20 protein-coding genes are annotated in these 24,116 nt (G+C 59.7%); 12 read left to right on the top strand and 8 right to left on the bottom strand.

Annotated elements, in window-relative coordinates; all coding sequences use genetic code 11:
• Nucleotides 1–38 precede the first annotated feature (38 nt).
• The gene (locus tag RIN56_06150) at nt 39–335 is read right to left on the bottom strand and encodes a putative quinol monooxygenase (GenBank protein MDR7866384.1); all 297 of its coding nucleotides are present in this window, start codon (nt 333–335) and stop codon (nt 39–41) included.
• A gap of 330 nt (nt 336–665) precedes the next feature.
• Entirely contained in the window at nt 666–1,205 is a 540-nt protein-coding gene (locus RIN56_06145; GenBank protein ID MDR7866383.1) for a TetR family transcriptional regulator C-terminal domain-containing protein, read from the bottom strand.
• A gap of 446 nt (nt 1,206–1,651) precedes the next feature.
• Between RIN56_06145 and RIN56_06140 the strand changes: the two genes are divergently transcribed.
• From RIN56_06140 to RIN56_06110, 7 genes are all read left to right on the top strand, one after another.
• A complete protein-coding gene (locus tag RIN56_06140) occupies nt 1,652–2,635 on the top strand; it encodes a beta-ketoacyl-ACP synthase III (protein MDR7866382.1) in 984 nt (327 codons plus the stop codon).
• Between the two features lie 96 nt (nt 2,636–2,731).
• On the top strand, nt 2,732–2,974 hold the full coding sequence (locus RIN56_06135) for an acyl carrier protein (protein ID MDR7866381.1): 243 nt from the start codon (nt 2,732–2,734) through the stop codon (nt 2,972–2,974).
• A gap of 268 nt (nt 2,975–3,242) precedes the next feature.
• A complete protein-coding gene (locus tag RIN56_06130) occupies nt 3,243–6,446 on the top strand; it encodes a S8 family serine peptidase (protein ID MDR7866380.1) in 3,204 nt (1,067 codons plus the stop codon).
• A gap of 198 nt (nt 6,447–6,644) precedes the next feature.
• Nucleotides 6,645–7,409: an amino acid ABC transporter substrate-binding protein gene (locus RIN56_06125; GenBank protein ID MDR7866379.1), complete on the top strand. Its 765-nt coding sequence runs from the start codon at nt 6,645–6,647 to the stop codon at nt 7,407–7,409.
• A gap of 153 nt (nt 7,410–7,562) precedes the next feature.
• Nucleotides 7,563–8,216 (top strand): amino acid ABC transporter permease, encoded by a 654-nt coding sequence (locus RIN56_06120; protein MDR7866378.1) that lies wholly within the window; start codon nt 7,563–7,565, stop codon nt 8,214–8,216.
• Nucleotides 8,197–8,979: an amino acid ABC transporter ATP-binding protein gene (locus RIN56_06115; GenBank protein MDR7866377.1), complete on the top strand. Its 783-nt coding sequence runs from the start codon at nt 8,197–8,199 to the stop codon at nt 8,977–8,979. Before RIN56_06120 ends, RIN56_06115 begins: the two co-directional genes overlap by 20 nt.
• A 204-nt stretch (nt 8,980–9,183) precedes the next feature.
• Nucleotides 9,184–9,432 (top strand): Nif11-like leader peptide family RiPP precursor, encoded by a 249-nt coding sequence (locus RIN56_06110; GenBank protein MDR7866376.1) that lies wholly within the window; start codon nt 9,184–9,186, stop codon nt 9,430–9,432.
• A gap of 287 nt (nt 9,433–9,719) precedes the next feature.
• On the opposite strand, the gene RIN56_06105 is transcribed toward RIN56_06110, so the two are convergent.
• The 3 genes from RIN56_06105 to RIN56_06095 all read right to left on the bottom strand — a co-directional run bounded on the left by RIN56_06105 (nt 9,720) and on the right by RIN56_06095 (nt 14,252).
• The gene (locus RIN56_06105; GenBank protein ID MDR7866375.1) at nt 9,720–11,030 is read right to left on the bottom strand and encodes a radical SAM protein; all 1,311 of its coding nucleotides are present in this window, start codon (nt 11,028–11,030) and stop codon (nt 9,720–9,722) included.
• Between the two features lie 30 nt (nt 11,031–11,060).
• Nucleotides 11,061–12,230, bottom strand: a complete 1,170-nt coding sequence (locus RIN56_06100) for an amidohydrolase (GenBank protein ID MDR7866374.1) — start codon at nt 12,228–12,230, stop codon at nt 11,061–11,063.
• Nucleotides 12,231–12,368: 138 nt separating this feature from the next.
• A complete protein-coding gene (locus RIN56_06095) occupies nt 12,369–14,252 on the bottom strand; it encodes an ABC-F family ATP-binding cassette domain-containing protein (GenBank protein MDR7866373.1) in 1,884 nt (627 codons plus the stop codon).
• Nucleotides 14,253–14,565: 313 nt separating this feature from the next.
• On the opposite strand from RIN56_06095, the gene RIN56_06090 reads away from it, so the two are divergent.
• On the top strand, nt 14,566–15,753 hold the full coding sequence (locus RIN56_06090) for a coenzyme F420-0:L-glutamate ligase (GenBank protein ID MDR7866372.1): 1,188 nt from the start codon (nt 14,566–14,568) through the stop codon (nt 15,751–15,753).
• A gap of 194 nt (nt 15,754–15,947) precedes the next feature.
• Here RIN56_06090 and RIN56_06085 read toward each other — a convergent pair whose 3' ends face one another.
• Complete coding sequence (locus tag RIN56_06085; protein ID MDR7866371.1) at nt 15,948–17,510, bottom strand: ABC transporter substrate-binding protein; 1,563 nt, start codon at nt 17,508–17,510, stop codon at nt 15,948–15,950.
• 208 nt (nt 17,511–17,718) lie between these two features.
• Between RIN56_06085 and RIN56_06080 the strand changes: the two genes are divergently transcribed.
• From RIN56_06080 to RIN56_06065, 4 genes are read left to right on the top strand one after another with little or no spacing between them, the layout of a single operon-like run.
• On the top strand, nt 17,719–18,723 hold the full coding sequence (locus RIN56_06080) for an ABC transporter permease (GenBank protein ID MDR7866370.1): 1,005 nt from the start codon (nt 17,719–17,721) through the stop codon (nt 18,721–18,723).
• A gap of 14 nt (nt 18,724–18,737) precedes the next feature.
• Nucleotides 18,738–19,619 carry an ABC transporter permease gene (locus tag RIN56_06075; protein MDR7866369.1) on the top strand — a complete coding sequence of 294 codons (882 nt, stop codon included), beginning with the start codon at nt 18,738–18,740 and terminating at the stop codon, nt 19,617–19,619.
• Nucleotides 19,620–19,632: 13 nt separating this feature from the next.
• Complete coding sequence (locus tag RIN56_06070; GenBank protein ID MDR7866368.1) at nt 19,633–20,619, top strand: ABC transporter ATP-binding protein; 987 nt, start codon at nt 19,633–19,635, stop codon at nt 20,617–20,619.
• On the top strand, nt 20,616–21,596 hold the full coding sequence (locus RIN56_06065; GenBank protein MDR7866367.1) for a dipeptide ABC transporter ATP-binding protein: 981 nt from the start codon (nt 20,616–20,618) through the stop codon (nt 21,594–21,596). Before RIN56_06070 ends, RIN56_06065 begins: the two co-directional genes overlap by 4 nt.
• A 45-nt stretch (nt 21,597–21,641) precedes the next feature.
• On the opposite strand, the gene RIN56_06060 is transcribed toward RIN56_06065, so the two are convergent.
• Nucleotides 21,642–22,790 (bottom strand): S41 family peptidase, encoded by a 1,149-nt coding sequence (locus RIN56_06060; protein MDR7866366.1) that lies wholly within the window; start codon nt 22,788–22,790, stop codon nt 21,642–21,644.
• Between the two features lie 183 nt (nt 22,791–22,973).
• The gene (locus RIN56_06055; protein MDR7866365.1) at nt 22,974–24,104 is read right to left on the bottom strand and encodes a peptidoglycan DD-metalloendopeptidase family protein; all 1,131 of its coding nucleotides are present in this window, start codon (nt 24,102–24,104) and stop codon (nt 22,974–22,976) included.
• Nucleotides 24,105–24,116 lie beyond the last annotated feature (12 nt).

The following is a 24,116-nucleotide window of genomic DNA, read 5'->3' as shown; positions in this document are numbered from 1 at the left end:
CGGGGACGACGGACCGGGCCGGTGCTGCGGGCTTTGAGTTACAGGGGTGTTTCTTCGCCTTCGTAGAGCTTGATGGCGGTGGGCGCGGCGAGGAGGTCTTTGACCTTGGCCCGCCATTCGGCGATGTGCGGGGTGGCGATGTGGCGCTTGAGGGCCTCTTTGCTTGTCCATTCCTCGACGAACACCATCCGCTGGGGGTTGCCGGGGTCGTCGAACAGCGTGTAGCTGACGCAGCCCTCCTCCTGCCTGGTGGCGGCCATCAGGGGCTGGGCGAGCGCGAGAACTTCGGCCTTTTTGCCTTCTTTGACCGTCTGGGCGGCCATAACGATGATCATGTCTGTATTCCTCCCGAGAGTTTTTCCTTATTATGTTCGTCGTCAGGCGGCGGTTTCCTGGTTCCCGCGGGCAGTCAGAACAGAATCATCGTATTTCCCGTTGGTTAACTAACAGGCATAGGAGTAAAAAATGCGCATAATCCCGTCGGCATCGTTACTTGATACTTCGATTCTAAACCAAGCCTTGAAGTAGGCAGTATTATTAAAGTTCACACTCATCATTGTCACCTCCCTTCGAGCGTTGCGTTACTAATCCAGCAAGAATAGACCAGTCAACTACTATTGCTGTTTTTGAATGGCGAACCAGTAAATGTCCGCCATTCGTCTCTGCTATTTAATCGGGGGAATAACCCGCTCAAATATATACTTCAGGAAATTGTCAAGGGAATTAAGGTTGTGGTTCACCTGCATTCTGATAAGGGCGCCTTCCCACGACGTATAGATAAATTCGGCCAACGCTCCGGGATCATGATCAGTTAGAATTTCTCCTTCCGCTTGCGCCTCAGCAATGCACTCGGCAAACAACTTAGACCATCTGTCAAATTCCGTTTTCAAGCCTACCCTCACGCGAGGGCTTGCCTCCGCTATCTCTGTGGCCAATTTGGCAACCAGACAGCCTTGACCGCATCCGTTCTGCTCATAGTAGGAACGAATAGACAAGAAATAATCCAGCATTCTTTGTCTGGGTGATACGTCCTCTTTAGACAACTTGCCTTTGATAGAGTTTGCCAGTTGTTCGCCGTAGTATTCGATGATGGCTACGCCGAAGGCTTCTTTTGAATCAAAGTAATGATAGAAGGAGCCTTTGGGAACATCGGCCTCAGCCAAAATTTCCTGTATGCCGACAGCATTATAGCTTTTCGCCAGCATAGCTCTGGCCCCTATTTTTATAAGTTTTTCGCGTGTATTAGTCTTCATATTTATATAATAGACCGGTCGTCTCAAAATGTCAATATTTTTCCTGCAAATTGTTGAATGTATTTAAAAAGAAAATAGCAAAGCCCTCCCCAGCCTGGACGTAAGCGGTGCGAGACCGCGCGCCGTAGCGCGTTTCGCCTTGCCGGCCTAAGCGGCCACAGCGTCGCTAAAGCGACGTGTGTCTGCTTAGGCCGGAGTTTCGCGGCACCGCAAAGGGGGCATGAGGCGCAAGGTCGCTACGCCTTATATTGCGCCAATATTGTAATTTTTCCTGGCAGGAAAGCATGTAAAATGGTAAAATTGCATTGAATTTCGCCAAGACAGGTATAGCCAATTATACCAAAGAGTCGGATACCGAATGCCAACAGCTGAAAAGACGGGAAACGAGGTGCCGCGAAATGAAGAGTGCCGGTATTATCGGCTTGGGCCACTACGCCCCGGAAAAAACGCTAACAAACGCCGATCTGGAAAAAACCTTGGGGTTGCCGGCCGAGACTATTTTGCGGCTTTCCGGCATCAACGAGCGCCATGTCGCCGCTCCCGAGGAAGCTGCCTCGGACTTGGCCGCCGTGGCCGCCAGGCTGGCCCTGGCAAACGCCAAGGCCGAGCCGGATGAAATAGATCTGATAATTGTCGCTACTTGCTCGCCTGACTGCTACGGCCCCTCGACCGCCGCGGCGGTCCAAGAGCGGCTCGGGGCGCGGCGGGCGGCGGCCTTCGATTTGGCGGCGGCCTGTTCCGGTTTTATCTATGGCCTGGTGGTGGGCTGCAATCTGATCAGGGCGGGGCTATACCGGAAGGTGCTTGTAGTCGGCAGCGAGGTGCTGTCGAGGATAACCGACCCGCAGGACCCCGATACGGCAATCCTGTTCGGGGATGGCGCCGGCGCGGCGGTGCTGGGGGAAGCGCCGGCGGGCTACGGCCTTTTGGGCACCGATCTCGGCGCAGACGGTTCGGGCTTCGATACAATCAAAGTCCCGGCCGGGGGCAGCAGGCTGCCGACGTCGGCGGAAACGATCGCCCAAAGGCTTCATTATACGAAGATGGATGGCGCCAGCGTGACCATGTTCGCTATGCGGGTGCTGGGCGACTCGGTAAAACGTTCGCTGGCCGCGGCCGGATTGGGGCCGGGCGATATCGACCTTATGGTGCCGCATCAGGCCAACCTCCGAATTATCGAGGCGGCGGCCAGGCGAGTGGATTTGCCGCTTGAAAAAACGGCCGTCAATATCGATCGTTATGGCAATACTTCGTCAGCCTCCGTCCCGATCGCCCTCAGTGAAGCTGCCGCCGCCGGCCGGATACGGCGCGGCGACCGCGTGGTCCTCGTCGGCTTCGGCGCGGGTCTGGCCTGGGCCTCCTGTGTGCTGAAATGGCACTGATGCGGGAGAAGGACAAGCCGGTGGTCAAAAGGCGGAATGATAATTTATTTAATGATAATTTATTTAATGATCATTATTTAAAGGAGGAAAAGCATCATGACAACATTGGAAAAGTTAGGCCAGATTATCCTCAAATTCAAAAAGGACAAGGTCGCTCCGGAGGCTCTGACAGCGACAGCTAACCTGGTTTCCGATCTCGATCTCGATTCTATCGACCGCACCGAGCTGCTGGTGCTGGCCGAGGATGCCTTCAATCTGAAAATCTTCGACGCGGATGCGTACAAGATGAAGACTCTGGGCGATGTAGCCGAGTATATCGATAAGAAGCTTTCGGCATAAGTTGTGTTATGGGGGCTTGGCCTTGACCGCCAATGCCTTTCCCACAGGATCGCTATCGCGATAACGCCAAAAGGGGCTGTGTGAAAACACGGCCTTTTTTTGCCGGCGAAATTCCAAAAAATAGCCAAAAAATACAAATAATGTTTTCGCTATTTTATTGCTATCAGTTATAATTGTAAAGAATACCGAAACCATTATAACCGGGGTTCGATGGCAAGTTGATAGGCAGGCAGCAATTTTCTAAGTTTGCGGCAAAGGCATGTGAAGAATGATAACAAAGCGGCATCGACTATTGGGAATCCCTCTGGGCTTGCTTCTGCTGGCGTTCGTTAGCAGTACAGCCTATGGCGCTAATGCGGAAGATTTCGAAACACCGGAATACAAGGCCAATCAAGGCTTACGCCTGATCTACGCTTCCGAAGCGTATGCGCTCGGTTATACCGGCAGAGGCATCACTCTGGGCATAGCGGATAACTTCGCGCAGATGACGCATATCGAGTTCGCAAGCAAGGCCAATTCGGGAACAATTACGGTTCCGCAGAATTACGACTGGGCGGCGAATGCTCACGGTACCCATGTGGGCGGCATTATGGCGGCGGCCAAGAATAACCTGGGAATGCACGGCGTAGCTTTCGAGGCGAATCTGCTTTCCGGCGACGTGCTTTCCGCGAATCAGTACGATAATTTACGTACAGCCTATAATGCTTTTATCGCCAATAATAATATAAAAATAATCAATAACAGCTGGGGTGCGTCGACGTATTATGATGTGGCCGGGAAGGCGGCTTTCCGGGATACGGATTTTCAGCTGTCGCTCGATGTGCTGCAAAATGCCACAAACCGCGATAAGGTTCTTGTCTTTGCCGCCGGAAACAACGGTCATCCCACTCCGGGCGGGGAAAGCACGCTTGCTTATCTGCGGCCCCAAACGGCAAGCAACTTTATTAACGTCATTTCGGTTAACGCGGCCAATTTCAATATGGCGACCAACACCGCAGGCACGGCCTTTGTCAGCGAATTCAGCGATCTTACGAAGTATGTGGAAGAGAACAGTATCGCCGCGCCGGGGTCGAATATCTATTCGTCCATTTCCGGCTTGTCCGCAAATAATTTGTATAAACCCGATTCGGGTACGTCGATGGCCGCGCCGCATGTCAGCGGGGTGGCAGGCTTGGTGCAGCAGGCTTTTCCGTATATGAGCGGCAAGCAGATTGTCGATACTGTGTTGTCGACGGCCAACAGTAATTTTACCTTGCCAGACTACACGGTTACGGTCCAGATGGACGAGATAACCGAAAATAATTATACATTCAAAGTGAACCTCCACTATTTCCGGACTTCCCCCAACACGGTACAAACCGATCTGACCAATTATTATAATGCCAACCGGACTGCTCTGCTGAATTATGGTTATGATACGCTGAACAGTTTTTTACTGGCGACCCGGTCCGTTTTTTACAACGTCCCGCAGGAACTTGTCTTTGGCCAAGGTCTGCTGGATGCCGGGGCGGCCGTTAAAGGGCCCGGGCTATTGGATGCCAGAAGGTTGGCCAGGAGCAGCCTAAATAGCGATTACGGAAGGACACAGGCCCTTTACGCGGTGAATACGGGCGGCTACGACAGCACCTGGAGCAACAATATCGGGGAAAGGCGGGCCGGTTTGCTCGAAACGGGCAGCCCTTACCAGGATTTGCGGGAAATCTATAATTATTACAATACGCAAGGCGGCGATGCGTACAGCCTTGCGCAAGGCAGGACGTATATTTCGGAATACAACGCTAAGGTGACCGCGAACGGCCTAAAAGACCTGCCTGTAGGATTGATCAAGTCGGGCCTTGGCACTCTGACGCTTTCAGGAGCAAACACGTATCAGGGCAGCACGGTCGCGGCCGGCGGCGTCCTGGAGATCAACGGCTCGGTAGCTGGTGACGCCTGGAGCGTAGAAGCAGGGACGATTGCCGGCACAGGCACAATTGGCGGCAATTTGTATAACCGCTACAATGTCAGGGCCGGCGGCGGCAACACGCCCGGCACACTAAGAGTGAACGGCAATCTCGTCAGCAATAGATTCATTTCCGTTATGATAGATAGCCCGAATAATTTCGGCAAGATCGCGGTAACGGGTACCGCCAATATCGGAAACTCCCTCTTAATCCCCTACACCGATGCCTACAAGCCGGATGAGCGGTATGTCGGGATACTGACCGCCGGCCAGGGCATCACCGGAAACTTTTTAGATATGCCTGTAACGGGATTTCTGACCGCCGTGGGCAGCCACGACGGAACAACGGCCACACTGCAGTACCGGCAGGAAAATAATCTTAGCGACCCTACGACCAGACAGTCGGAAACCTATCAGAAAATGATGGCCATTTATAATAGGCTGCCGGTCGGATCGCCGGAGCGGCAGGCCATGTATCCGCTGCTCAACCTGAAAGACGACCAGGCCACTCAGGCCTTAACGGAAATCTACGGCGGGGCGCAGCTAAACCAGGCGGCCTTCATCCAGAGCGATCCGACTATCGGCAACGCCATAGCCGCCAGGATGGATTATTTGAAGCAACCGGCCGGTCAGCAAGTCTCTTTTCAGCTCGCCGGTTTTGCGCCCGGCAATTATATCTATAACGCCATTATCCCGCTGGAGTTGGATGCCGTGGGCAGTTGGTGGATGAAGGCAAGCAAAAACTGGGGCTCGATCGACGCCCAGCAGGACTTGCCTGCGATCAATAACCAAGGCTACGGTATTGTGATGGGAGTGGACAGGAAGACCGGCGATAATTGGCGCACAGGTATTCTCTTCGGTTATGGCCGGAATCAGGTGTCGTCAACTATGGCCAATACAAAGAATCAAGGCCACTATCTGGGATTGTACGGCGGTTCGGACAAAGGCGCCTTGGATTTGCATACTTACATCGATTATGGTCGCCAGAACAACCATGCGACCCGCTTTATCCGGCAACTGGGGCTGCAGGCCGACAGCAATTATCGCAGCAAAACCCTGTCTTTCGGCCTCGGCGCGAGCTATAACCTGCACCATGATAAAGAGCAGCTTTGGCAGGTAAGCCCGTATGTCGATATCCATATAACCCGATATATCCAGGACGGATATTCGGAGACGGGTGCAGGCGACAGCTACAACCAGATAGCCGATAAGCTGACCAATACTTATAGTACCGGGGAATTCGGCATTAAAGTCGCCCGCAAGTTTCCGCAGGCGCATTATGCGATAAACGTCGGGTACAAAAGGGTGCTGAGCGGCAGCAATCCCGAGATGACTGTCGCCTACACTCTCACGCCGACGGATAAAATTAAGATAAGCGGCAGCGAGCAAGATCGCGAGTATTTGGTGGTCGGTCTTAATATCCAGGGAAAATTATCGAAGAATGTGACCATCGATGGGCAGATAACCGACGAAATAGGCAGGAAAAGCGATAATCTGACGGCTTCGCTGATGCTGCGGAGAGTATGGTAAATGTGGCCGCCGGGTTCGCCGAACGCCGCGGCGGCACGCGAAAAATAAAAAACGAAATACTGCGATTGGCGGCGATTGCGTTAGCATGCGGTCCACGCAGAATGAACAATCGTGATATTCGTTCTTTTCAGCGGTTCATTGCTTTATTACGGTAAAGTAAAATAGGCAAGGAAGCAATACATACAGGAGTGATGAAAGATGAAAAAATGGATAGCCCTGGCAATCGTCGCCGTACTGATGATAACGCTGCTCGCCGGCTGCGGCGCGCCTGCGAAGAAGAAGATCGTGGTCGGCCTTGACGACCATTTCCCGCCGATGGGGTTCCGCGACGACAAGAACAATATCGTGGGCTTCGACGTCGATATGGCCAAGGAAGCCGCCAAACGGCTGGGCATGGAGGTCGAGTTCAAGCCGATCGACTGGAACAGCAAGGAGGCCGAGCTTAACGGCAAACGGATCGATATGCTGTGGAACGGTCTGACGATCACCGAGAAGCGCAAGGAGAATATCCTGTTCTCGAACGCTTATATGGAGAACAAGCAGATTATCGTGGTGGCCGCGAATTCGCCGCTGAAGACGAAGGCCAGCCTGGCCGGCAAGGTGGTCGGCGTGCAGGACGGCAGCAGCAGCATCGAGGCGGTGGAGAAGGAGGCGGCGGTGGCCAAGTCCTTCAAGGAGCTGAAGAAGTATCCCGACAATGTGGCGGCGCTGATGGATCTTAAGGCGGGCCGCATCGACGCCCTGGTGGTTGACGAGATCGTCGGCCGCTACTACATCGCCAAGAAGGCGGGCGATTACGCCGTGCTGAGCGAGAACTTCGGCTCGGAGGAATACGGCGTGGGGCTGCGCAAGGACGACAAGGACCTGCAGGCGAAGCTGCAGAAGGCTCTCGACGATATGAAGAAGGACGGCACTTCGGCCAAGATCTCCCAGCAGTGGTTCGGGGCCAATATCGTTAAGTAACCAAAATGCAATTAGAAAACTTGGCTTCGCCACGCCTCCGGCGCAGGCGGAGCCATAGTTGCACTTATGTCTATCAGAAAGTTTATACTTTCTGATAGACGAAAAACGGATGAGATTGCCGGCCGGCAGTCTCATCTTTGTGAGGAGCAAGGCATGGATTATATCCTTTCCCTCATCGGGCCGATGGTAGACGGCACGGCGGTGACGCTGCAGATGTTTTTCGTCACGATCGTGCTGTCGCTGCCGCTAGGGCTGGGGCTGGCGATGGCGCGCATCTCGCGCTTTGCGGCGCTGTCCGGCGCTGTGGGCGTGTATATCTGGCTGATGCGCGGCACGCCGCTGATGCTGCAGCTGCTGTTCGTGTACTACGGCCTGCCGTTTATCCCGTATATCGGGGTGACGCTGCCCGAGTTCCCGGCGGCGGCCTGCGCTTTCGTGCTGAATTACGCCGCGTATTTCGCGGAGATTTTCCGGGCGGGCATCCAGTCGATCGAGCGCGGGCAGTACGAGGGCGCGAAGGTGCTGGGGATGACGTACCCCCAGACGATGCGGCGCGTGATCCTGCCGCAGGTGATCAAAAGGGTGCTGCCGCCGGTGAGCAACGAGACGATAACGCTGGTGAAGGATACGTCGCTTATTTATGTGCTGGCGATGAACGATCTGCTGCGGGTGACGCGCTCGATCGTGCAGCGGGATTTCGACCTGACGCCGTTCGCGGTGGCGGCGGTTTTCTACCTGGCGATGACGTTCGCGCTGACCTGGATGTTCGAAAAAATGGAAAAGCGGTATGCAGTGTATGACGAGTAACGATGGGCATATGATCGAGATGACCGGCATCCATAAGAGCTTCGGGGCGCTGGCGGTGCTCAGGGGCGTGTCGCTGGCGGTGGCGAGGGGCGAGGTGGTGGCTATCATCGGCCCGTCGGGGTCGGGGAAGAGCACGCTGCTGCGCTGCCTGTGCCGGCTGGAGGCGATCGACCGCGGGAGCATCGCGGTGGAGGGCGAGACGCTGGCGACCGAGGAGCCGGACGGCCGCAGCCGCTATGCGGCCGACGCAGAGGCGCGGCGCATCTGCCGCAAGATGGGGATGGTGTTCCAGCATTTCAACCTTTTCCCGCATCTGACGGTGCTGGATAACCTGCTGGAGGCGCCGCTGACGGTGAAGGGCCTGGCGCGGGCCGCTATCCTCCCCGAGGCGGAGGCGCTGCTCCGCAAGGTGGGGCTGTGGGACAAGCGCGACACTTACCCTTCCCGCCTGTCGGGCGGCCAGAAGCAGCGGGTGGCGATCGCCCGCGCTCTGGCGATGAAGCCTGATATCATGCTGTTCGACGAGCCGACGTCGGCCCTCGACCCGGAGCTGACCGGCGAGGTGCTGAAGGCGATGCGCCAGTTGGCGGAGGAGCATATGACGATGGTGGTCGTGACCCACGAGATGGCGTTCGCCCGCGAGGTGGCCCACCGGGTGATCTTTATGGACGAGGGCGAGATCGTCGAGGAGGGCACGCCGGAGGAGGTCTTCGGCCGCCCCCGGCTGGAACGGACGAGAGCGTTCTTGGGCAGCGCGCTGTAAAAGCATTTTTTTGCCGTGAAAAGGCCCCGACCTCTGCGTTTATGCAGAGGTCGGGGCCTTTTGTGTTTCGGGCACAGGGTCTGTTTGCCGTGTTTTGCGCATGGTTAATATTATTTTCATTTTTGCCCATTGACTTTGCTCTTGGGTAATATTAAGATAAAAACATAGGTTATTTTGTAATTAATTGTCATTGGAGGGAGAAAAATGAGCGCGGAATCAGCCAAAGCGTTTCTGGCGAAAATGAAAACCGACGAAAAGTTCGCCCAAGAGGTTCTCCTGCACAAAGAGTTCGACAAGCTGGCGGAAGCAGCCAAGGCCGCAGGGTTTAGTTTCACTAAGGAGGAATTCAAAGCAGCCTGCGGCGATCTGGCGGAAGGTGACCTCGATAAGGTGACCGGCGGGGCCAATTCGATCCGTTGCTGCCATTCCGGCTGGTGGTTCGCCAATTGGTAAACCGCGGGCTGCGGTGAGGTTACGCCAACTGGCGCCGTTTGAAGCGGCGCCAGTCTTGTTTATTTGCAGAGTCAGACTGGTGAGAAAGGTCCAGATGCAAGGCGCACCGGATAAGTAGACACACAACGCTTTAGCGTTGATGTGGTCGCTTATACCCGGAAGGGTGCGAGCGCGCCGCGCCGCGTACATTGGACGTACGCAAGCAAGCGCTCTGAGGAGCAACGCCGCAGATGGGCCTTTATCGGCAGTCTGAACTGGCGCCGTTTGAAGCGGCGCCAGTCTTGTTTTTATTTGCCGGCTTTGTACTGCCGGCATAATTGCGGATTGACGGCCATGAGATCGCCGGTCGCCGTGGCCGCGCTGGCGCGGCAGCCGCCGCCGCAGCGGGCGAATTCGGCGCAGGCGGCGCATTCGCCGTTATGGGCAAGAACATCCTTTTTCTTGATATCGGTGATCGCCCGCAGAGCCGGTGACGACAATGCCGCCGCGAATGATTGGCGCAGAATGTTCGGCATCTTTTTTTTGTCGATAATGTCAATGTACCCCGGACAGGGTATCATCGTACCGTCCGGCAGCAGCGTCGGCGTCAGCCGGCAGGACATGCAGTCGTAGCTCTCCGGCTCGTAGGCTGCGAAATCCTCGCGTTCCCCGGTGCAGTCGTACCCGCCGATTTTCAGTTCGAAAGGCCGTCCGTCGGCCGACCAGCGCTCCGCGACCGCCGCGTAGGCTGCCGATACTTCTTCCCAGCCGATGTTCGTCGCACTGTCCCGCCAGTTGCCGATTCTTTCCGGCAGGCCGACCCGCCAGGCCTGAATGTCCAGCTGGGTCATCAAGGCGTAGGTTTCCGGCAGCGATCCGGCGTTGGTCAGGTCGACGACGGTGGCGACGGCGACGGCGAAACCGTGCTGCCGCAGGCGCCGGATGGCCCGTACGGCGGCCCGTTCGGCGCCAGGGACGCCGCGCATGGCGTCGTGAGCGCCGCAGCCGTCAAAGCTGATCTGCACATTGGGCAGGAAGCCCAGTTTTTTTATGCCTTGCAGCGCTTTGTCGGTGACGAGCACGCCGTTGGTGGAAAGATGGGTTACGGTAATCTGCCTGTCGGCCAATGCGGCCAGGATGTCCGGCAGGTCCGGGCGCAGTAAGGGCTCGCCGCCCGTCAGATGCACTTGGTGGACGTTGGCTTCGGCCAGTTTGCCGATGATGCGGAGCATGTCAGGCAAGGGGAGTTCGCCATAGGTTCCGGCGGGGGATTCCAAATAGCAATGCCGGCATTTGAGGTTGCACAACCCGGTTATCAGCCAGTGGACGGTGCGCAGATAAGGATTGTCCGCTTTGCGGAATTTCTGATGAGGCAGTATTTCCTCCCCCTGGCCGCATTCTTCGGCCATGCCGGCCGCGATCAGCTTGTCCAGGAAAACTTCCCTCTCTATGAAGCCGCCGGCAGCGTCGAGGTCGGTCCGCCCGTCGCAGGCCTGGGCGAGGAGAAACATCTGCGCCGACAGGTGGCGGCAGTCACCGTTCTTGGAATTAAGCAGGGCATGGGGCTCGTCCGCCCAGCCTCGCAACAGCCATTCGTTTTTCAATCTGGCGTAGCGCATGATTCCAGCTCCCTTCCGGGCGTGTGCAGTTTACGGGCGGAGCAGTCTGAGGGCGGCCCCGGCCATTATTTCGGTCATGTAGGCGAGGGCTTTTTCGTCGAAGTCGAATTTGGGGTGGTGAAGGGGATAGACGTCCCGACCGGCCGGGGCGGCGCCGATGAACATGAACGCGCCCGGCACTTTTGCGAGGTAGTGGGAAAAGTCTTCGCTGGCCAGCACGGGGGGCGTCTCCTCCACCCCGTTCGCGCCGAGGACTTCGCCGCCGGCCGCCAGGACCTGCCCGGCGACGGCAGGGTCGTTGACGAGGGGCGGGTAGCCGATGACTTTTTCGACCGTGACGGCGGCGCCGTGGGCTTCGCCGCTGCACCGGCAGATATTTTCGATGCGGCCCAGAACGTCGTACCGCAGCTGCCCGTCGAAGCATCGGAGCGTGCCTTTGATCGCGGCTTTGTCGGGGATGATGTTTTCCGCTTCGCCGCTCTGGAAGGAGCCGACGGAAAGGACGACGGTTTCCGCCGGGTCGATGGCGCTGCCGACGATGGCGCTTAGGGCGGCGACGATTTCGGCGCCGACGAGGATGGGGCTGACGGCGCGGTGGGGCATCGAGCCGTGGCCGCCCTTGCCGTGGATGGCGATGCGGAAGGCGTCGGCCGAGGCCATCATCCGGCCGCGGGCGGTGAGCATTTTGCCCAGGGGCGCGGTCGGCCACAGGTGGGCGCCGAGGATGTGGTCGACACCGTCAAGCGCTCCGCCCGCGATCATGGCGAGCGAGCCGCCGGGCAGCACTTCCTCGCTGGGCTGGAAGAGCAGGCGGACGGCGCCGCTGAATTCGTCCCTGAGGGCGGCGAGGACCATGGCCGCCCCGAGGAGGGCGGCGGTGTGGCCGTCGTGGCCGCAGGCGTGGGCGACGCCGGCGACGGCGGAGGCGTACGGCTGGCCGCATTCGTCTTTAAGCGGCAGGGCGTCGATGTCGGCGCGGAGGGCGACGGTTTTGCCGCCGGTCGCGCCTTTTATGTCGGCGATGACGCCGGTGCCGGCGATCGGGACGGGCGCGAGGCCGAGAGCGGCGAGGGTCTCGATGATTTTCGCCTGGGTGGCGAATTCCTGGCCGCCCAGCTCGGGGTGGGCCCGGAAGTGACGGCGCAGGGCGACGACGGCGGGGTGGTGCTTGGCGGCGAGGGCGGCGATTGTCTTGTGCATGGCGGTTCTCCTTTTATGTGGCGCATAATCGCTATTAATACCATTTTCTGTGTTTCGTATTCTTTTCCTGCCGAAGCGGAGATGAGGGGATGAAAAACGGCCGGGGCGATGGCCGCCGGCCGTTTTGGACCAATCTCATTACGGTTGTTCGGTTAGTACGAGCCATTCGCCGTATTTGGCGTCGAGGGCTTCCTTGCAGGCGGCGTAGCGTTCGGCGGCCCGGCGGGAGGTTGCGGGGTCGCCATGGGTGGCGGGGTCGTTGAGCGCTGCTTCGCAGGCGGCGAGCTCGACTTCGAGGCCGGCGATTTCTTCTTCGAGCCTGCGGGCCGCTTTGGCGGCGTCGGAGGGACGCTTTTTCGGCGCAGGCGAGGAGGCGGCGGGTTTGGTGGCGGCCGCACGCTGTTTTTCGCCGGCGGCCTGGCGGGCGGCGAGCAGTTTCTGTTGGCGGTAGAAGCTGTAGTTGCCGAGGTATTCGGTGAGGCGGCCGTCGTCGAGCTCGACGACGCGGTCGGCGACCCGGTCGAGGAAGTAGCGGTCGTGGGAGACGGCGACAATTGTGCCGGGGAAGACGGCGAGGGCGGTTTCGACGGCTTCTTTGGCGGCGATGTCGAGGTGGTTGGTGGGTTCGTCGAGGAGGAGGACGTTGGCTCCGGAGAGCATGAGCTTGAGGAGGGCGAGGCGGGCTTTTTCGCCGCCGCTGAGGTCGCCGACCTGTTTGAAGACGTCGTCGCCGCAGAAGAGGAAGTGGCCGAGCAGACCGCGGGCCCTCTCCTCCCCCATGCCGAAGCCGTGGACGATTTCGTCGAGGAGGGTGCTGTGGCCGCTTAAAGTTTCGTGCTGCTGGGCGAAGTAGCCGATGTGGACGCGGCTGCCTTTCTTGACCCGGCCTTCGCGGGGGTCGAGTTCGCCGGTGAGCAGTTTGAGGAGGGTGGTTTTGCCGGCGCCGTTGGGGCCGACGAGGGCGACGGCCTCTCCCCTTCTGACGAGCAGCGACTGACGCGCGAAGACTGTCCTGTCGCCGTAGCCGGCGGTGACGTCGATGAGTTCGGCGACGCGGTCGGCGCATTCGGCCGGGGCGGGCAGGTCGAAGGCGAGCACTTTGTCCTGGCGCATGAGTTCGATGCGCTCCAGGCGGCTGAGCTGCGACTGGCGGCCGCGGGCCTGCTTGGATTTTATGCCTGCTTTGTAGCGGCGGATGTATTCCTCGGTTTTGGCGATCTGGCGCTGCTGTTTTTCGTAGGCGCTGAGGAGGGCGGCGTCGTTCATGGCTTTTTGTTCGAGGTAGCGGCTGTAGTTGCCGCTGTAGGCGACGAGCCGCTCGCTCTGGAGGTCGAAGATGCGGCTGACGGTGTTGTCGAGGAAGTAGCGGTCGTGGGAGATGATGAAGACGCTGCCGGCGTAGCCCTGGAGGAATTCCTCGAGCCATTCGACCATGGCGATGTCGAGGTGGTTGGTGGGTTCGTCGAGAAAGAGGAAGTCGGGTTTGCGGCACAGGGCTTTGGCGAGGTTGAGGCGGGTCTGCTGGCCGCCGGAGAGGGTGGCGACCGGGCGGGCCATGTCTTCGTCGGCGAAGCCGAGGCCGAAGGCGACGCGGCGGATGTCGCTGGCGTAGTGGTAGCCGCCGGCGCGCTCGAAGTATTCGATGTCGGCGGCGTAGGCTTTCATGAGGCGGGCGAGTTCGTTTTCGTCTTTTTCGGCCGCCATCCGCCGCTCCACGTCCTGGAAGCGCCGCTGGCATTCGAGGACGTCGGCGTAGGCGTCTTCGAGGTAGGCGTAGACGGTTTCGCGGCTGGCGACGGTCTGCTGCCGGACATAGCCGATTGTGGCGCCGGGGCTGAGGCGGACCTGGCCCTTGTCGAGGGGCTCCAGGCCGAGGAGGCAGCGCATGAGGGTGGTTTTGCCGGCGCCGTTGGCGCCGATGAGGCCGACTTTTTCGCCGCTTTGTATTTCGAAGCCGATGTTGTCGAAGATGGTGTCGATGCCGAACGATTTGCTCAGCTGGTCTGCGTATAGAGAGCCCATGTCGTTATACTCCGTTGGTCGAGGATTTGCGCCGGCGACGCGAAGGCCGCGCTGCTAAAATTATATACGATTGGCGGCGATCTGCAAAGCGGGCCGGGGCGGTTATCGCCTCACGCGCGCGGATTATCCCGGCCCGGCAGATGTTTGTACTTTTTGCGCTGTATATTGTTTGCTACTTTGGCCTGATTTTCGGGAAAATTATATTGATATATGTTTATATTTGTAAATTTTTCTGATATATTAAGAGCGTTGATTGATTTTCCCTGGCGCTTCGGGGCAATCCCCGCCGGCGCTGAGCAGAAGGAGGAACGTGATGTCTAGAACGGTGGGGACCACTGTGCGGGGAATACGGACCCCGATCGTGAAGAAGGGCGACGATGTCGTCGGCCTGGTTGTTGATTCCGTGCTGAAGGCGGCCGGGCAGGATAATTTCAAGCTCAGGGACAACGATGTGATCGGCGTGACCGAGTCGCTGGTGGCGCGCTCTCAGGGCAACTATGCTTCGGTGGCCGATATCGCCGCCGATATCAATTTGAAGTTCAAGGGCGATATCGCCGTTCTTTTCCCGATCCTGAGCCGCAACCGTTTTTCGCTGATTCTCAAGGGGGTGGCGATGAGCGGCAAGAAGATCCACCTTTATCTGAGCTACCCGGGCGACGAGGTGGGCAACCACCTTATCGACGTGGACAGGATGGATGAGCTGGGGATCGATCCGTATTTGGATACGCTTTCCGAGGCGAAGTACCGGCAGTTGTTCGGCACCCATGTCCCCCACCCTTTCACCGGCATCGATTATGTCAGTCTTTATAAGAGCCTGGCGCCCGAGGGGCGGATCGCGGTCCATCTGACCAATCAGCCCAAGGCGGCGCTCGAATATACGAAGGAGGTGCTGGTGGCGAGCATCCACGACCGGCACCGCATCAAGGGCATCTTGAGGAAGGCCGGGGCCGAGACGGTGTACGGCCTGGACGATATCCTGAACAAGTCGATGGCCGGCAGCGGCTATCACCCCGATTTCGGGCTGCTGGGCTCGAATAAGGCTTCGGATGATACGGTGAAGCTGTTCCCGCGCGACTGCCAGGCGGTGGTCGCCGCTATCCAGGCGAAACTGCGCCAGGCGACCGGCCGCCATATCGAGGTGATGGTGTACGGGGACGGCGCGTTCAAGGACCCGCAGGGCAAGATCTGGGAGCTGGCCGATCCGGTGGTGTCGCCCGGCTATACCGCCGGCTTGAGCGGGATGCCGAACGAGCTGAAGATCAAGTTCATCGCCGACACCGAGCTGCGCGGCCTGGGAACGGACGAGGCGACGGCGGCGATGAAGGAGAAGATCAAGGCCAAGGATTCGGATCTGCTGGGCAAGGACGCTTCGCTGGGGACGACGCCGCGACAGCTGACCGACCTTTTGGGCAGTCTGTGCGATCTGACGAGCGGCAGCGGCGACAAGGGGACGCCGGTGGTGCTGATCCAGGGGTATTTCGATAATTTCGCGAGCGAATAAGGCACATAAAACCGGCCTGGTACCTAGCGGTACCAGGCCGGTCAGCTTGTAGACAACGTCAGACTGGCGAGAAAGGTCCAGATGCAAGGCGCACCGGAAGAGCGCGCCGCGCCGCGTACTTGGGGGCGTACGCAAGCAAACGCTCTGAGGAGCAACGCCGCAGATGGGCCTTTATCGACAGTGTGACCGGGAGACTATTCTTTGCTGACTCTGTTGAGCCAGTGCTTGCCGACGGGGTGGATGGCGAAGCCTTTGATGTTGGCGCGGGTGGCGCCGAGGACTACGCCGTGGCTGATGTAGACCCAGGGGGCGTCGGCCATGATGATGTTCTGGGCTTTGGCGTAGATTTCGGCCCGCTTGGCGACGTCCATGGTGGCGCGGCCTTCGGCGAGGAGTTTGTCGTATTCGGGGTTGGCGTAGCGGGCGGCGTTGAGGCTGGATTTGATCTGGCCGCTGTCGAGGAGCATGAGGAAGTTGTCGGCGTCGCCGTTGTCGCCGGTCCAGCCGTAGAAGAAGGCGTCGCCTTCGCCCTGCTTGAGAACCTGGCGGTATTCGGTCCAGGCGTAGGATTTGATGTTCATTTTGACGCCGATTTTGGCGAGTTCGGCCTGGATGGCGGCGGCGAGTTTTTCACCGTTCACCGGGTTGTAGGGACGGGGGTTGGAGTAGGTGATGGCGTTGAATTCGAAGTTGGCCATGCCTTTGGCGGCGAGGATTTTCTTGGCTTCTTCGGGGTTGTAGCCGTAGGGCTTGGCGTCCTTGGAGTAGCCGGGGATGAAGTCGGGCAGCATGGTGTTGGGGAGCTTGGCCAGACCGAGGTAGAGGTAGTCTACGAGGTTCTGGCGGTTGATGGCCATGCTGATGGCTTTGCGGACTTCGGGATCTTTGAAGGGGCCTTTGTCGCAGTAGAAGCCCATGTAGTTGATGTTCATGCCGGGTTGTTTGATGACGTTGAGGCCGGCGCTTTCGAGTTTTTTGACGTCGTTGGTGTCGACGCCGTCCATGATGTCGGTGGCGCCGCTGATCAGGTCGGAGGCGCGGACGGAGTTTTCTTTGGTGAATTTGTAGACGGCTTTTTTGACTTTGGCTTTGTCGCCCCAGTAGTCGTCAAAGGCCGCCAGTTCTACGAACTGGCCTTTCTCCCATTTGACGAATTTGTACGGGCCGGTGCCGACCGGGTTTTCGTTGAGGATGCCGTTGTACTTTTTGACGGCGGTCGGGCTGACGATGAAGGCGGCGTGGCTCATGGCCTGGTTGGCCAGGAAGGCGGCCAGCGGTTTGTCGAGGATGAATTTGACGGTGTATTCGTCGACTACCTGGATGGATTTCACGCCTTCGTAGACGAATTTGGCGTAGGGCATGTCGTTTTTGCGGTTGGGTTCGAGCTGACGGTCGACGCTGAATTTGACGGCTTCGGCGTTGAAGGGGGTGCCGTCGTGGAATTTTACGCCTTTGCGGAGTTTGAAGGTCCATTCCTTGCCGTCCGCGCTGACGCTCCATTCGGTGGCCAGGGCGGGTTCGACCTCGGTTTTGCCGGGCTTGTAACGTACGAGGCCTTCGTAGATCTGGAAGGTGATCTTGGAGGATTCGCTGTCGTCGGTGTAAGCGGGGTCAAGGGCGCGCGGGTCGGAGCCCTGTGCGAAGATCAGCGTGTTTTTCGCCGCGTCTTCTTTTTTGGCCCCGCCGCCGCAGCCGCCGAGCAGGATGCTGCTTGCGAAGACGAGGATGAGGAGCAGTGCCCATGGTTTTTTCGCCATTAGTGTTTTTCCCTCCCGTTGAGTAATAAGGTACAATTATCCGGACTAACAGTAAATCCCTGCTCAGCCGGGAAATTGTTTTTGCGGTTTTTTGTCTTCGCGTGAAATATTGTTTACGCCGGTTGTTTCGCGGGCAGGATTTGCCGCTTCACTGGCTAATTATCTTTTGGTTGGTTATTGGACGATAATCTTGCGGAGGGAGTCGGATATGGGCAAATATATCTTTCGGCGGCTGCTGCTGCTGATTCCGGTGCTGTTCGGCGTATCGCTGGCGACGTTCGTGGTAATGCATTCTTTCACAACCGATCCCGCGACGATCATTCTCGGCGAGCACGCCACGACGGAGCGCGTGGAGGCGCTCCGCGAGGAGCTGGGGCTGAACAAGCCGATTTACGTGCAGTTTTACGATTATATGAAGAATACGGTCCGCGGCGACCTGGGCAAGTCGGTGATTACGAAGACGTCGATTTCGGCCGAGCTGATGAAGCGCTTCCCGGCGACGGTGGAGCTGGCGGTGTCGGCGGTGTGCATCGCCGCGGTGCTGGGCCTTGTGCTGGGGGTCATTTCGGCTGTGAGGCAGAATTCGGCGTGGGACTACGGGGCGATGACGGTCGCGCTGCTGGGGGTGAGTATGCCGATTTTCTGGCTGGGGCTGATGATGATTATCCTTTTCTCGGTGACGCTGGGCTGGCTGCCGGCGTCCGGCCGGATTTCGATCGGCCTGACGCCCGACGATGTGACCGGCCTGTATCTGCTTGATTCGCTTTTGACCGGCAATATGGAGTCTTTCTGGGACGCTTTCCGCCATCTTATTATGCCGGCGATTGCCCTCGGCTCGTATTCGACGGCGATCATCGCCAGGATGACGCGGGCGACGATGCTGGAGACCATCCGCCAGGATTATATCCGCACCGCCCGCGCGAAGGGCCTGCGGGAGGGCGTGGTGATCGTGAAGCATGCCCTCAGGAACGCGCTCATCCCGATTGTGACGGTCATCGGCCTCCAGATGGGGGCGCTGCTGGGCGGCGCGGTGCTGACGGAGACGGTGTTTTCCTGGCCGGGGATCGGTTCGTATGTGATCGAGGGGATCATGGTGTCCGATTACCCCCGTGTGCAGGGGGCGGTGCTGCTGGTGGGAACGATTTTCGTGCTGGTCAATCTCGCGGTCGATGTGCTGTATTGCTATCTCGACCCGCGGATCCAGCATTCTTAGGGGGGTGAGGAGATATGACAGACAATAGCGCAGCTTTAGCGGCAGAGACGACGACGGCCCACAGCCCCCTGCGGGAGTTTGTGACCCGCTTTTACGGTTCGAGCTCGGCGATGATCGGCCTGTGCATGCTGGTGGTCCTGGTGCTGTGCGCGGTGTTCGCGCCGACGCTGGCGCCGTACGACCCGAACAGCAGCAATCTGCCGAACGCGCTGAAACCGCCCGGCGCCGGGCATTTGCTGGGGACGGACGAGCTGGGGCGGGATATCCTGTCGCGCCTGTTATACGGGGCGCGCATCTCGCTGCTGGTGGGCGTGGAGGCGGTGGCGCTGGCGCTGGTGTGCGGCGTCATTCTCGGCTCGGTGGCCGGTTTCTACGGCCGCAAGATCGATACGGCGATCATGAGTGTGATGGATATTATGCTGTCGTTCCCCAGCATCCTGCTGGCGATCGCTTTTATGACGGTGCTGGGCCGCGGCCTGGATAAGGCGGTAATCGCGATCGGTATTGTTTCGATCCCCCATTACGCGCGGATCGTGCGCGGCAGCGTGCTGTCGGTGAAGGAGAATGTGTATGTGATGGCCGCCCGCTCGATCGGCAACGGCGACGGCCGCCTGATTTTCGTCCATATTCTGCCGAATGTGCTGGCGCCGATAATCGTCCGGGCGACGATCGGGGTGTCGGTGGCGATCCTGGAGGCGGCGGCGCTCGGCTTCCTCGGCCTGGGGGTGGAACCGCCGACCGCGGAGTGGGGCACGATGCTGGGCTCGGGCCGGCAGACGATTTTCAACGCGCCCCATATCGTCACTTTTCCGGGGGTGGCGATCACGATTACGGTTATGGCCTTCAATCTTTTGGGCGACGGGCTCCGGGACGTGCTCGACCCGCGGCTGAAGTAGGGGGCGAATTATTTTGAACGATAACGTATTGCTGACGATAGAGAATCTCGAGACCCATTTCCATGTGGGCAAACGGGTGGTTAAGGCGGTCGACGGCGTGAGCTTCGCGGTGAAGGCCGGGGAGACGCTGGCGCTGGTGGGCGAGTCGGGCTGCGGCAAGAGTGTGACGGCGATGTCGATCCTGCGGCTGGTGCCCGAGCCTCCCGCCCGCATCCGCGGCCGCATTGTGTTCGACGGCCGCGACCTCTTGGCGATGACGCCGGCCGAGATGCGCGCTGTGCGCGGCAAGGAAGTTTCGATGATTTTCCAGGAGCCGATGACGTCGCTGAACCCCGCGTATACGGTGGGCGACCAGATCGCCGAGGCGGTGCAGGCGCACGGCAAGGTGGCGAAGAAGCAAGCCTGGGCCCGGGCGGTGGAGATGCTGGGGCTGGTGGGGATTCCGTCGCCTGCGCAGCGCGCGACCGAGTACCCCCACCAGATGAGCGGCGGGATGCGCCAGCGGGTGATGATCGCGATGGCGCTGGCCTGCAACCCGAAGCTGCTGCTGGCCGACGAGCCGACGACGGCGCTGGATGTGACCATCCAGGCGCAGATTCTCGATCTTATCCGCAAGCTGGTGCGGGAGCTGAATACGTCGCTGATTCTGATAACCCACGATCTGGGGGTTGTGGCCGAGATGGCGCAGCGCATGGCGGTGATGTACGCCGGGCGGATCGTGGAACTGGGCACAGTGGAGGAAGTGTTCGCAGCGCCGCGCCATCCCTATACGCAGGGGCTGATGGATTCCATCCCCAGCCTGGACGGACAGCGCAAACAGCAGCTGCACGCGATCGAGGGCGTGGTGCCCGATCTTGCCCAATTGCCGCCGGGCTGCACGTTCGCCGGCCGCTGCGAGCACGCGCGGGATCTGTGCCGGGCCGAGCGCCCGCCGCTGACCGCGCTGCCGGGCGGACGGCTGGCGGCCTGCCATTATCCGTTGGGAGGGATGCCGCTATGAGCGACCGGGATAACGGCACGCTGTTGTCGGTGCGCGGTCTGTGCAAGTATTTCCCGATAAGGGGCGGGCTGCTCGGCCGGCCGGTGGGCCAGGTGCGGGCGGTGGACGGGGTGTCTTTCGATGTGCGCCGCGGCGAGACGCTCGGCCTGGTGGGCGAGTCGGGCTGCGGCAAGTCGACGACCGGCCTGGCGGTGCTGCGGCTGATCGAGCCGACGGCCGGCGAGGTGCTGTTTGAGGGGCGGGACGTGACGGCGTTCTCGAAGCAGGAGCTGCGGCAGTTCCGCCGCCACGCGCAGATCGTTTTCCAGGATCCGTACGCTTCGCTGAACCCGCGCATGTCGGTGGGCGATATCATCGCCGAGCCGATGATGCTGCACGATATCGCGAGCGGCGCCGAGCGGACGAAGCGGGTGGAGAAGCTGCTGCGGGTGGTGGGGCTGGGTCCCCAGCACGCGCGGCGCTACCCGCACGAGTTTTCGGGGGGGCAGCGCCAGCGCATCGGTATCGCCCGCGCCCTGGCGGTGGAGCCGAAGCTGGTGGTGTGCGACGAGCCGGTGTCGGCGCTGGATGTGTCGATCCAGTCGCAGATTCTCAATCTGTTGGTCGAGCTGCAGCGGGAGCTGGGGCTGACGTATCTGTTCATCGCCCACGGCCTGAACGTTATCAAGCACATTTCCGACCGCGTCGGGGTGATGTATCTGGGCAAGATCGTGGAGATGGCGGACGGCAACGAGCTGATAGAGCGGCCGCTCCACCCTTATACGAAGACGCTGCTGTCGGCCATTCCGGTGCCGAAGCCGAACGCCAAGAAGGCGCGCATTATCCTGGAGGGCGATGTGCCGAGCCCGGCGAATCCGCCGTCCGGCTGCCGCTTCCACACGCGCTGCCCGGAGAGGCTGCCGGTGTGCAGCGTTGAGGAGCCGGTTTTCCGGCAGATAGGCGACCGCTGGGTGGCCTGCCACCGGGTGGAAGGATAACGCTGGAGATTATGAAACCCCCGCCAAACGGCGGGGGTTTTTGCGTTATTTGATCTTGGTTTTGAGGATTTCGACGGCTTTGTCGAGCTGCGGGTCTTTGCCGCTGGTGTCTTTGTCGGACGGGGGCTCGATCCTGACGTCGGGCTCGATGCCGATGCCGTTGATGGAGCGGTCTTTGGGGGTGTAGTATTTGGCGATGGTGAGTTTGACGGCGGTGCTGTCGCCGAGGCCCATGACGGTCTGGACGGAGCCTTTGCCGAAGGTTTTGACGCCGACGAGGGTGCCTGAGCCGGTGTCCTGGACGGCGCCGGCGACGATTTCGGAGGCGCTGGCGCTGCCGCCGTTGACGAGGACGACGAGCGGGTATTTGACGGCGGGAAGCTGGGAGGAGTGGGTGTCACGCTTGCCGCTGCGCTCGACGACGGAGACGACGGGGCCTTTGGGGACGAGTTTGCCGGCGACTTTGACGCTTTCGCCGAGGAGGCCGCCGGGGTTGTCTCTGAGGTCGAGGACGATGGCTTTCATGCCTTCCTGCTCTAGTTCCTGGTATTTGCGGGCGAAGTCGGCGCCGGTCTGTTCGTTGAACATCGACAGGCGTATGTAGGCTATTTTGCCTTCAAGCATTTTGCCGGTGACGGTTTTGAGCTGGATGTTGGAACGGGTAAGGGCGTAGTCTTTTGTGTCCTGTCCGCGGCGGATGGTGAGGGTGACTTTGGTGCCTTCGGGTCCGCGGATTTTGCCGACCGCTTCGTCGAGGGCGAGGTCTTTGGTGTCGTTGCCGTCGATTTTGATTATCTGGTCGCCGCTTTTGATGCCGGCTTTCTCGCCGGGGGTGCCTTCGATGGGGGATACGACGGTGAGGATCTTGTCCTTGACGCCGATGACGATGCCGACGCCGCTGAAGGAGCCTTCGGTTTCGATGAGGAATTCGCGGTACATGCGTTTGTCGAGGTAGACGGAGTGGGGGTCGCCGAGGGCGCCGACAGCGCCTTTGATGGCGCCGTTCATGAGCGTCTCGACGGAAACGTCTTCGACGTAGCGGGCTTTGACCTGCTGGATGACCCGGAAGAGTTTGACGGCGCCGAGGGCGTCGCCGGTCCAGGACTGGAGCAGGTAGTAGAAGCCCCCCGCGGTCAGCGTGAAGGTGGCCGCGACGAGGACGACGGCTCCCATGAGCAAGCGCCGGTTGAACAATATTTACACCTCGATTCGGGTTTTGCCGGGCTCTGGGGCGGTGCGCCATTTACGACGCAAGCGCTCGGCCGCGCACCCTGAGGGGTACGGCGGCAAGCGCCCGCGTGACGTGTGCGCCGCAGATGGACTTTTTAAAGCAATCTCCCGTTAACTATATGTAGAATCTCTCCCGTCTATTCACCCTTAGGGCAAATATCCGAGCGGGTTGACGGGCGAGCCGTTCTGGCGGACTTCGAAGTGGAGATGGGGGCCGGTGGAGTAGCCGGTGGAGCCGATGCGGGCTACGACCTGGCCTTTGTAGACGCGCTGGCCTTCGCCGACCAAGAGTTCGGAGGAGTGGGCGTAGAGGGTGGAGATGCCGGCGCCGTGGTCGACGATGACGGCTTTGCCGTAGCCGCCCATCCAGTCGGCGTAGATGACGACGCCGCCGTCGGCCGCGCGGATTGGTTCGCCGTAGTCGGCGCCGATGTCGATGCCGCTGTGGTAGCGCTGGGTGCCGAAGATGGGATGGGTGCGCCAGCCGTAGGGGGAGGTGATGGGGCCGGACGCCGGCCAGATGAGGACGCCGGTGGCGCCGGTGGCGTCGCGGTTGCCGGACTGGATGTTGCGGATCATTTGCTCGATGCGGCGCGAGGTGTCCTGAAGCTCCTGGTAGGCCCGCTCGGCGGTGTCGCGCTCGTAGACGGCAGAGTTCAAGACTTGCTCGCGTTCGTTGCGGCGGCTTTCGATGACGTTTTTCTTGGCTGCGGCCACTTTTTCGAGCTCGAGGATGGCGAGGCGGTCGCGTTCGAGTTCGGCTTTTTTCTGGGTGACGAGTTCGCGCTCGAGTTTCACTTTGGTGATGAGGGTGGCGTCCTGGGCGAGGACGCGCTTGAGGAGGTCGGCGCGGGTGGTGAAGTCGCCGAAGTCGGTGGCGCCGAGGAGGACGTCGAGGTAGCTTACCTGGCCGTTCTCGTAGATGTCGCGGATGCGTTTGTTGAGTATTCTGGTGCGCTCGGCAAGGCTTTTTTCGGCCTTGGCGAGGATATCTTTATTGAGGGCGATCTGCTGCTCGGTGTAGGCCCGCCGTGACTGGATGGCGTTGTAGTCGCCGAGGGCGCCGTCAAGGTCGGTCTGGATGAGCCGGAGCTGTTCGGAGACACTGGTGACCTTTTGCTGGGCCTGGGCGGCTTTTTGCTGATGCTGCTGCATCTGCTGCTGGATGTCCTGCAGTTGTCGCTGGTGGTCTTCGATTTCGTTGGCAAGGGCGGGCAACGCGGCGGCCGCTGTTAGCAGCAGGGCCAGTGCCATTGCTGTGATGCGCCTTTTTTCCATCGAATACCTCCT

This window comes from Sporomusaceae bacterium, assembly GCA_031460455.1.
Lineage (GTDB): Bacteria > Bacillota > Negativicutes > Sporomusales > UBA7701 > Anaeroselena.
This window is presented reverse-complemented; position numbering and strand designations above follow the sequence as displayed.

What these genes read in the sequence shown, in the direction of transcription:
- RIN56_06080 (MDR7866370.1), top strand. Translation starts at nt 17,719, where the DNA reads ATGGGCAAATATATCTTTCGGCGGCTGCTGCTGCTGATTCCGGTGCTG.
- RIN56_06100 (MDR7866374.1), bottom strand. Translation starts at nt 12,230, where the DNA reads ATGCACAAGACAATCGCCGCCCTCGCCGCCAAGCACCACCCCGCCGTC.
- RIN56_06055 (MDR7866365.1), bottom strand. Translation starts at nt 24,104, where the DNA reads ATGGAAAAAAGGCGCATCACAGCAATGGCACTGGCCCTGCTGCTAACA.
- RIN56_06145 (MDR7866383.1), bottom strand. Translation starts at nt 1,205, where the DNA reads ATGCTGGCGAAAAGCTATAATGCTGTCGGCATACAGGAAATTTTGGCT.
- RIN56_06120 (MDR7866378.1), top strand. Translation starts at nt 7,563, where the DNA reads ATGGATTATATCCTTTCCCTCATCGGGCCGATGGTAGACGGCACGGCG.
- RIN56_06115 (MDR7866377.1), top strand. Translation starts at nt 8,197, where the DNA reads ATGCAGTGTATGACGAGTAACGATGGGCATATGATCGAGATGACCGGC.
- RIN56_06105 (MDR7866375.1), bottom strand. Translation starts at nt 11,030, where the DNA reads ATGCGCTACGCCAGATTGAAAAACGAATGGCTGTTGCGAGGCTGGGCG.
- RIN56_06095 (MDR7866373.1), bottom strand. Translation starts at nt 14,252, where the DNA reads ATGGGCTCTCTATACGCAGACCAGCTGAGCAAATCGTTCGGCATCGAC.
- RIN56_06140 (MDR7866382.1), top strand. Translation starts at nt 1,652, where the DNA reads ATGAAGAGTGCCGGTATTATCGGCTTGGGCCACTACGCCCCGGAAAAA.
- RIN56_06150 (MDR7866384.1), bottom strand. Translation starts at nt 335, where the DNA reads ATGATCATCGTTATGGCCGCCCAGACGGTCAAAGAAGGCAAAAAGGCC.
- RIN56_06065 (MDR7866367.1), top strand. Translation starts at nt 20,616, where the DNA reads ATGAGCGACCGGGATAACGGCACGCTGTTGTCGGTGCGCGGTCTGTGC.
- RIN56_06085 (MDR7866371.1), bottom strand. Translation starts at nt 17,510, where the DNA reads ATGGCGAAAAAACCATGGGCACTGCTCCTCATCCTCGTCTTCGCAAGC.
- RIN56_06130 (MDR7866380.1), top strand. Translation starts at nt 3,243, where the DNA reads ATGATAACAAAGCGGCATCGACTATTGGGAATCCCTCTGGGCTTGCTT.
- RIN56_06110 (MDR7866376.1), top strand. Translation starts at nt 9,184, where the DNA reads ATGAGCGCGGAATCAGCCAAAGCGTTTCTGGCGAAAATGAAAACCGAC.
- RIN56_06090 (MDR7866372.1), top strand. Translation starts at nt 14,566, where the DNA reads ATGTCTAGAACGGTGGGGACCACTGTGCGGGGAATACGGACCCCGATC.
- RIN56_06125 (MDR7866379.1), top strand. Translation starts at nt 6,645, where the DNA reads ATGAAAAAATGGATAGCCCTGGCAATCGTCGCCGTACTGATGATAACG.
- RIN56_06075 (MDR7866369.1), top strand. Translation starts at nt 18,738, where the DNA reads ATGACAGACAATAGCGCAGCTTTAGCGGCAGAGACGACGACGGCCCAC.
- RIN56_06135 (MDR7866381.1), top strand. Translation starts at nt 2,732, where the DNA reads ATGACAACATTGGAAAAGTTAGGCCAGATTATCCTCAAATTCAAAAAG.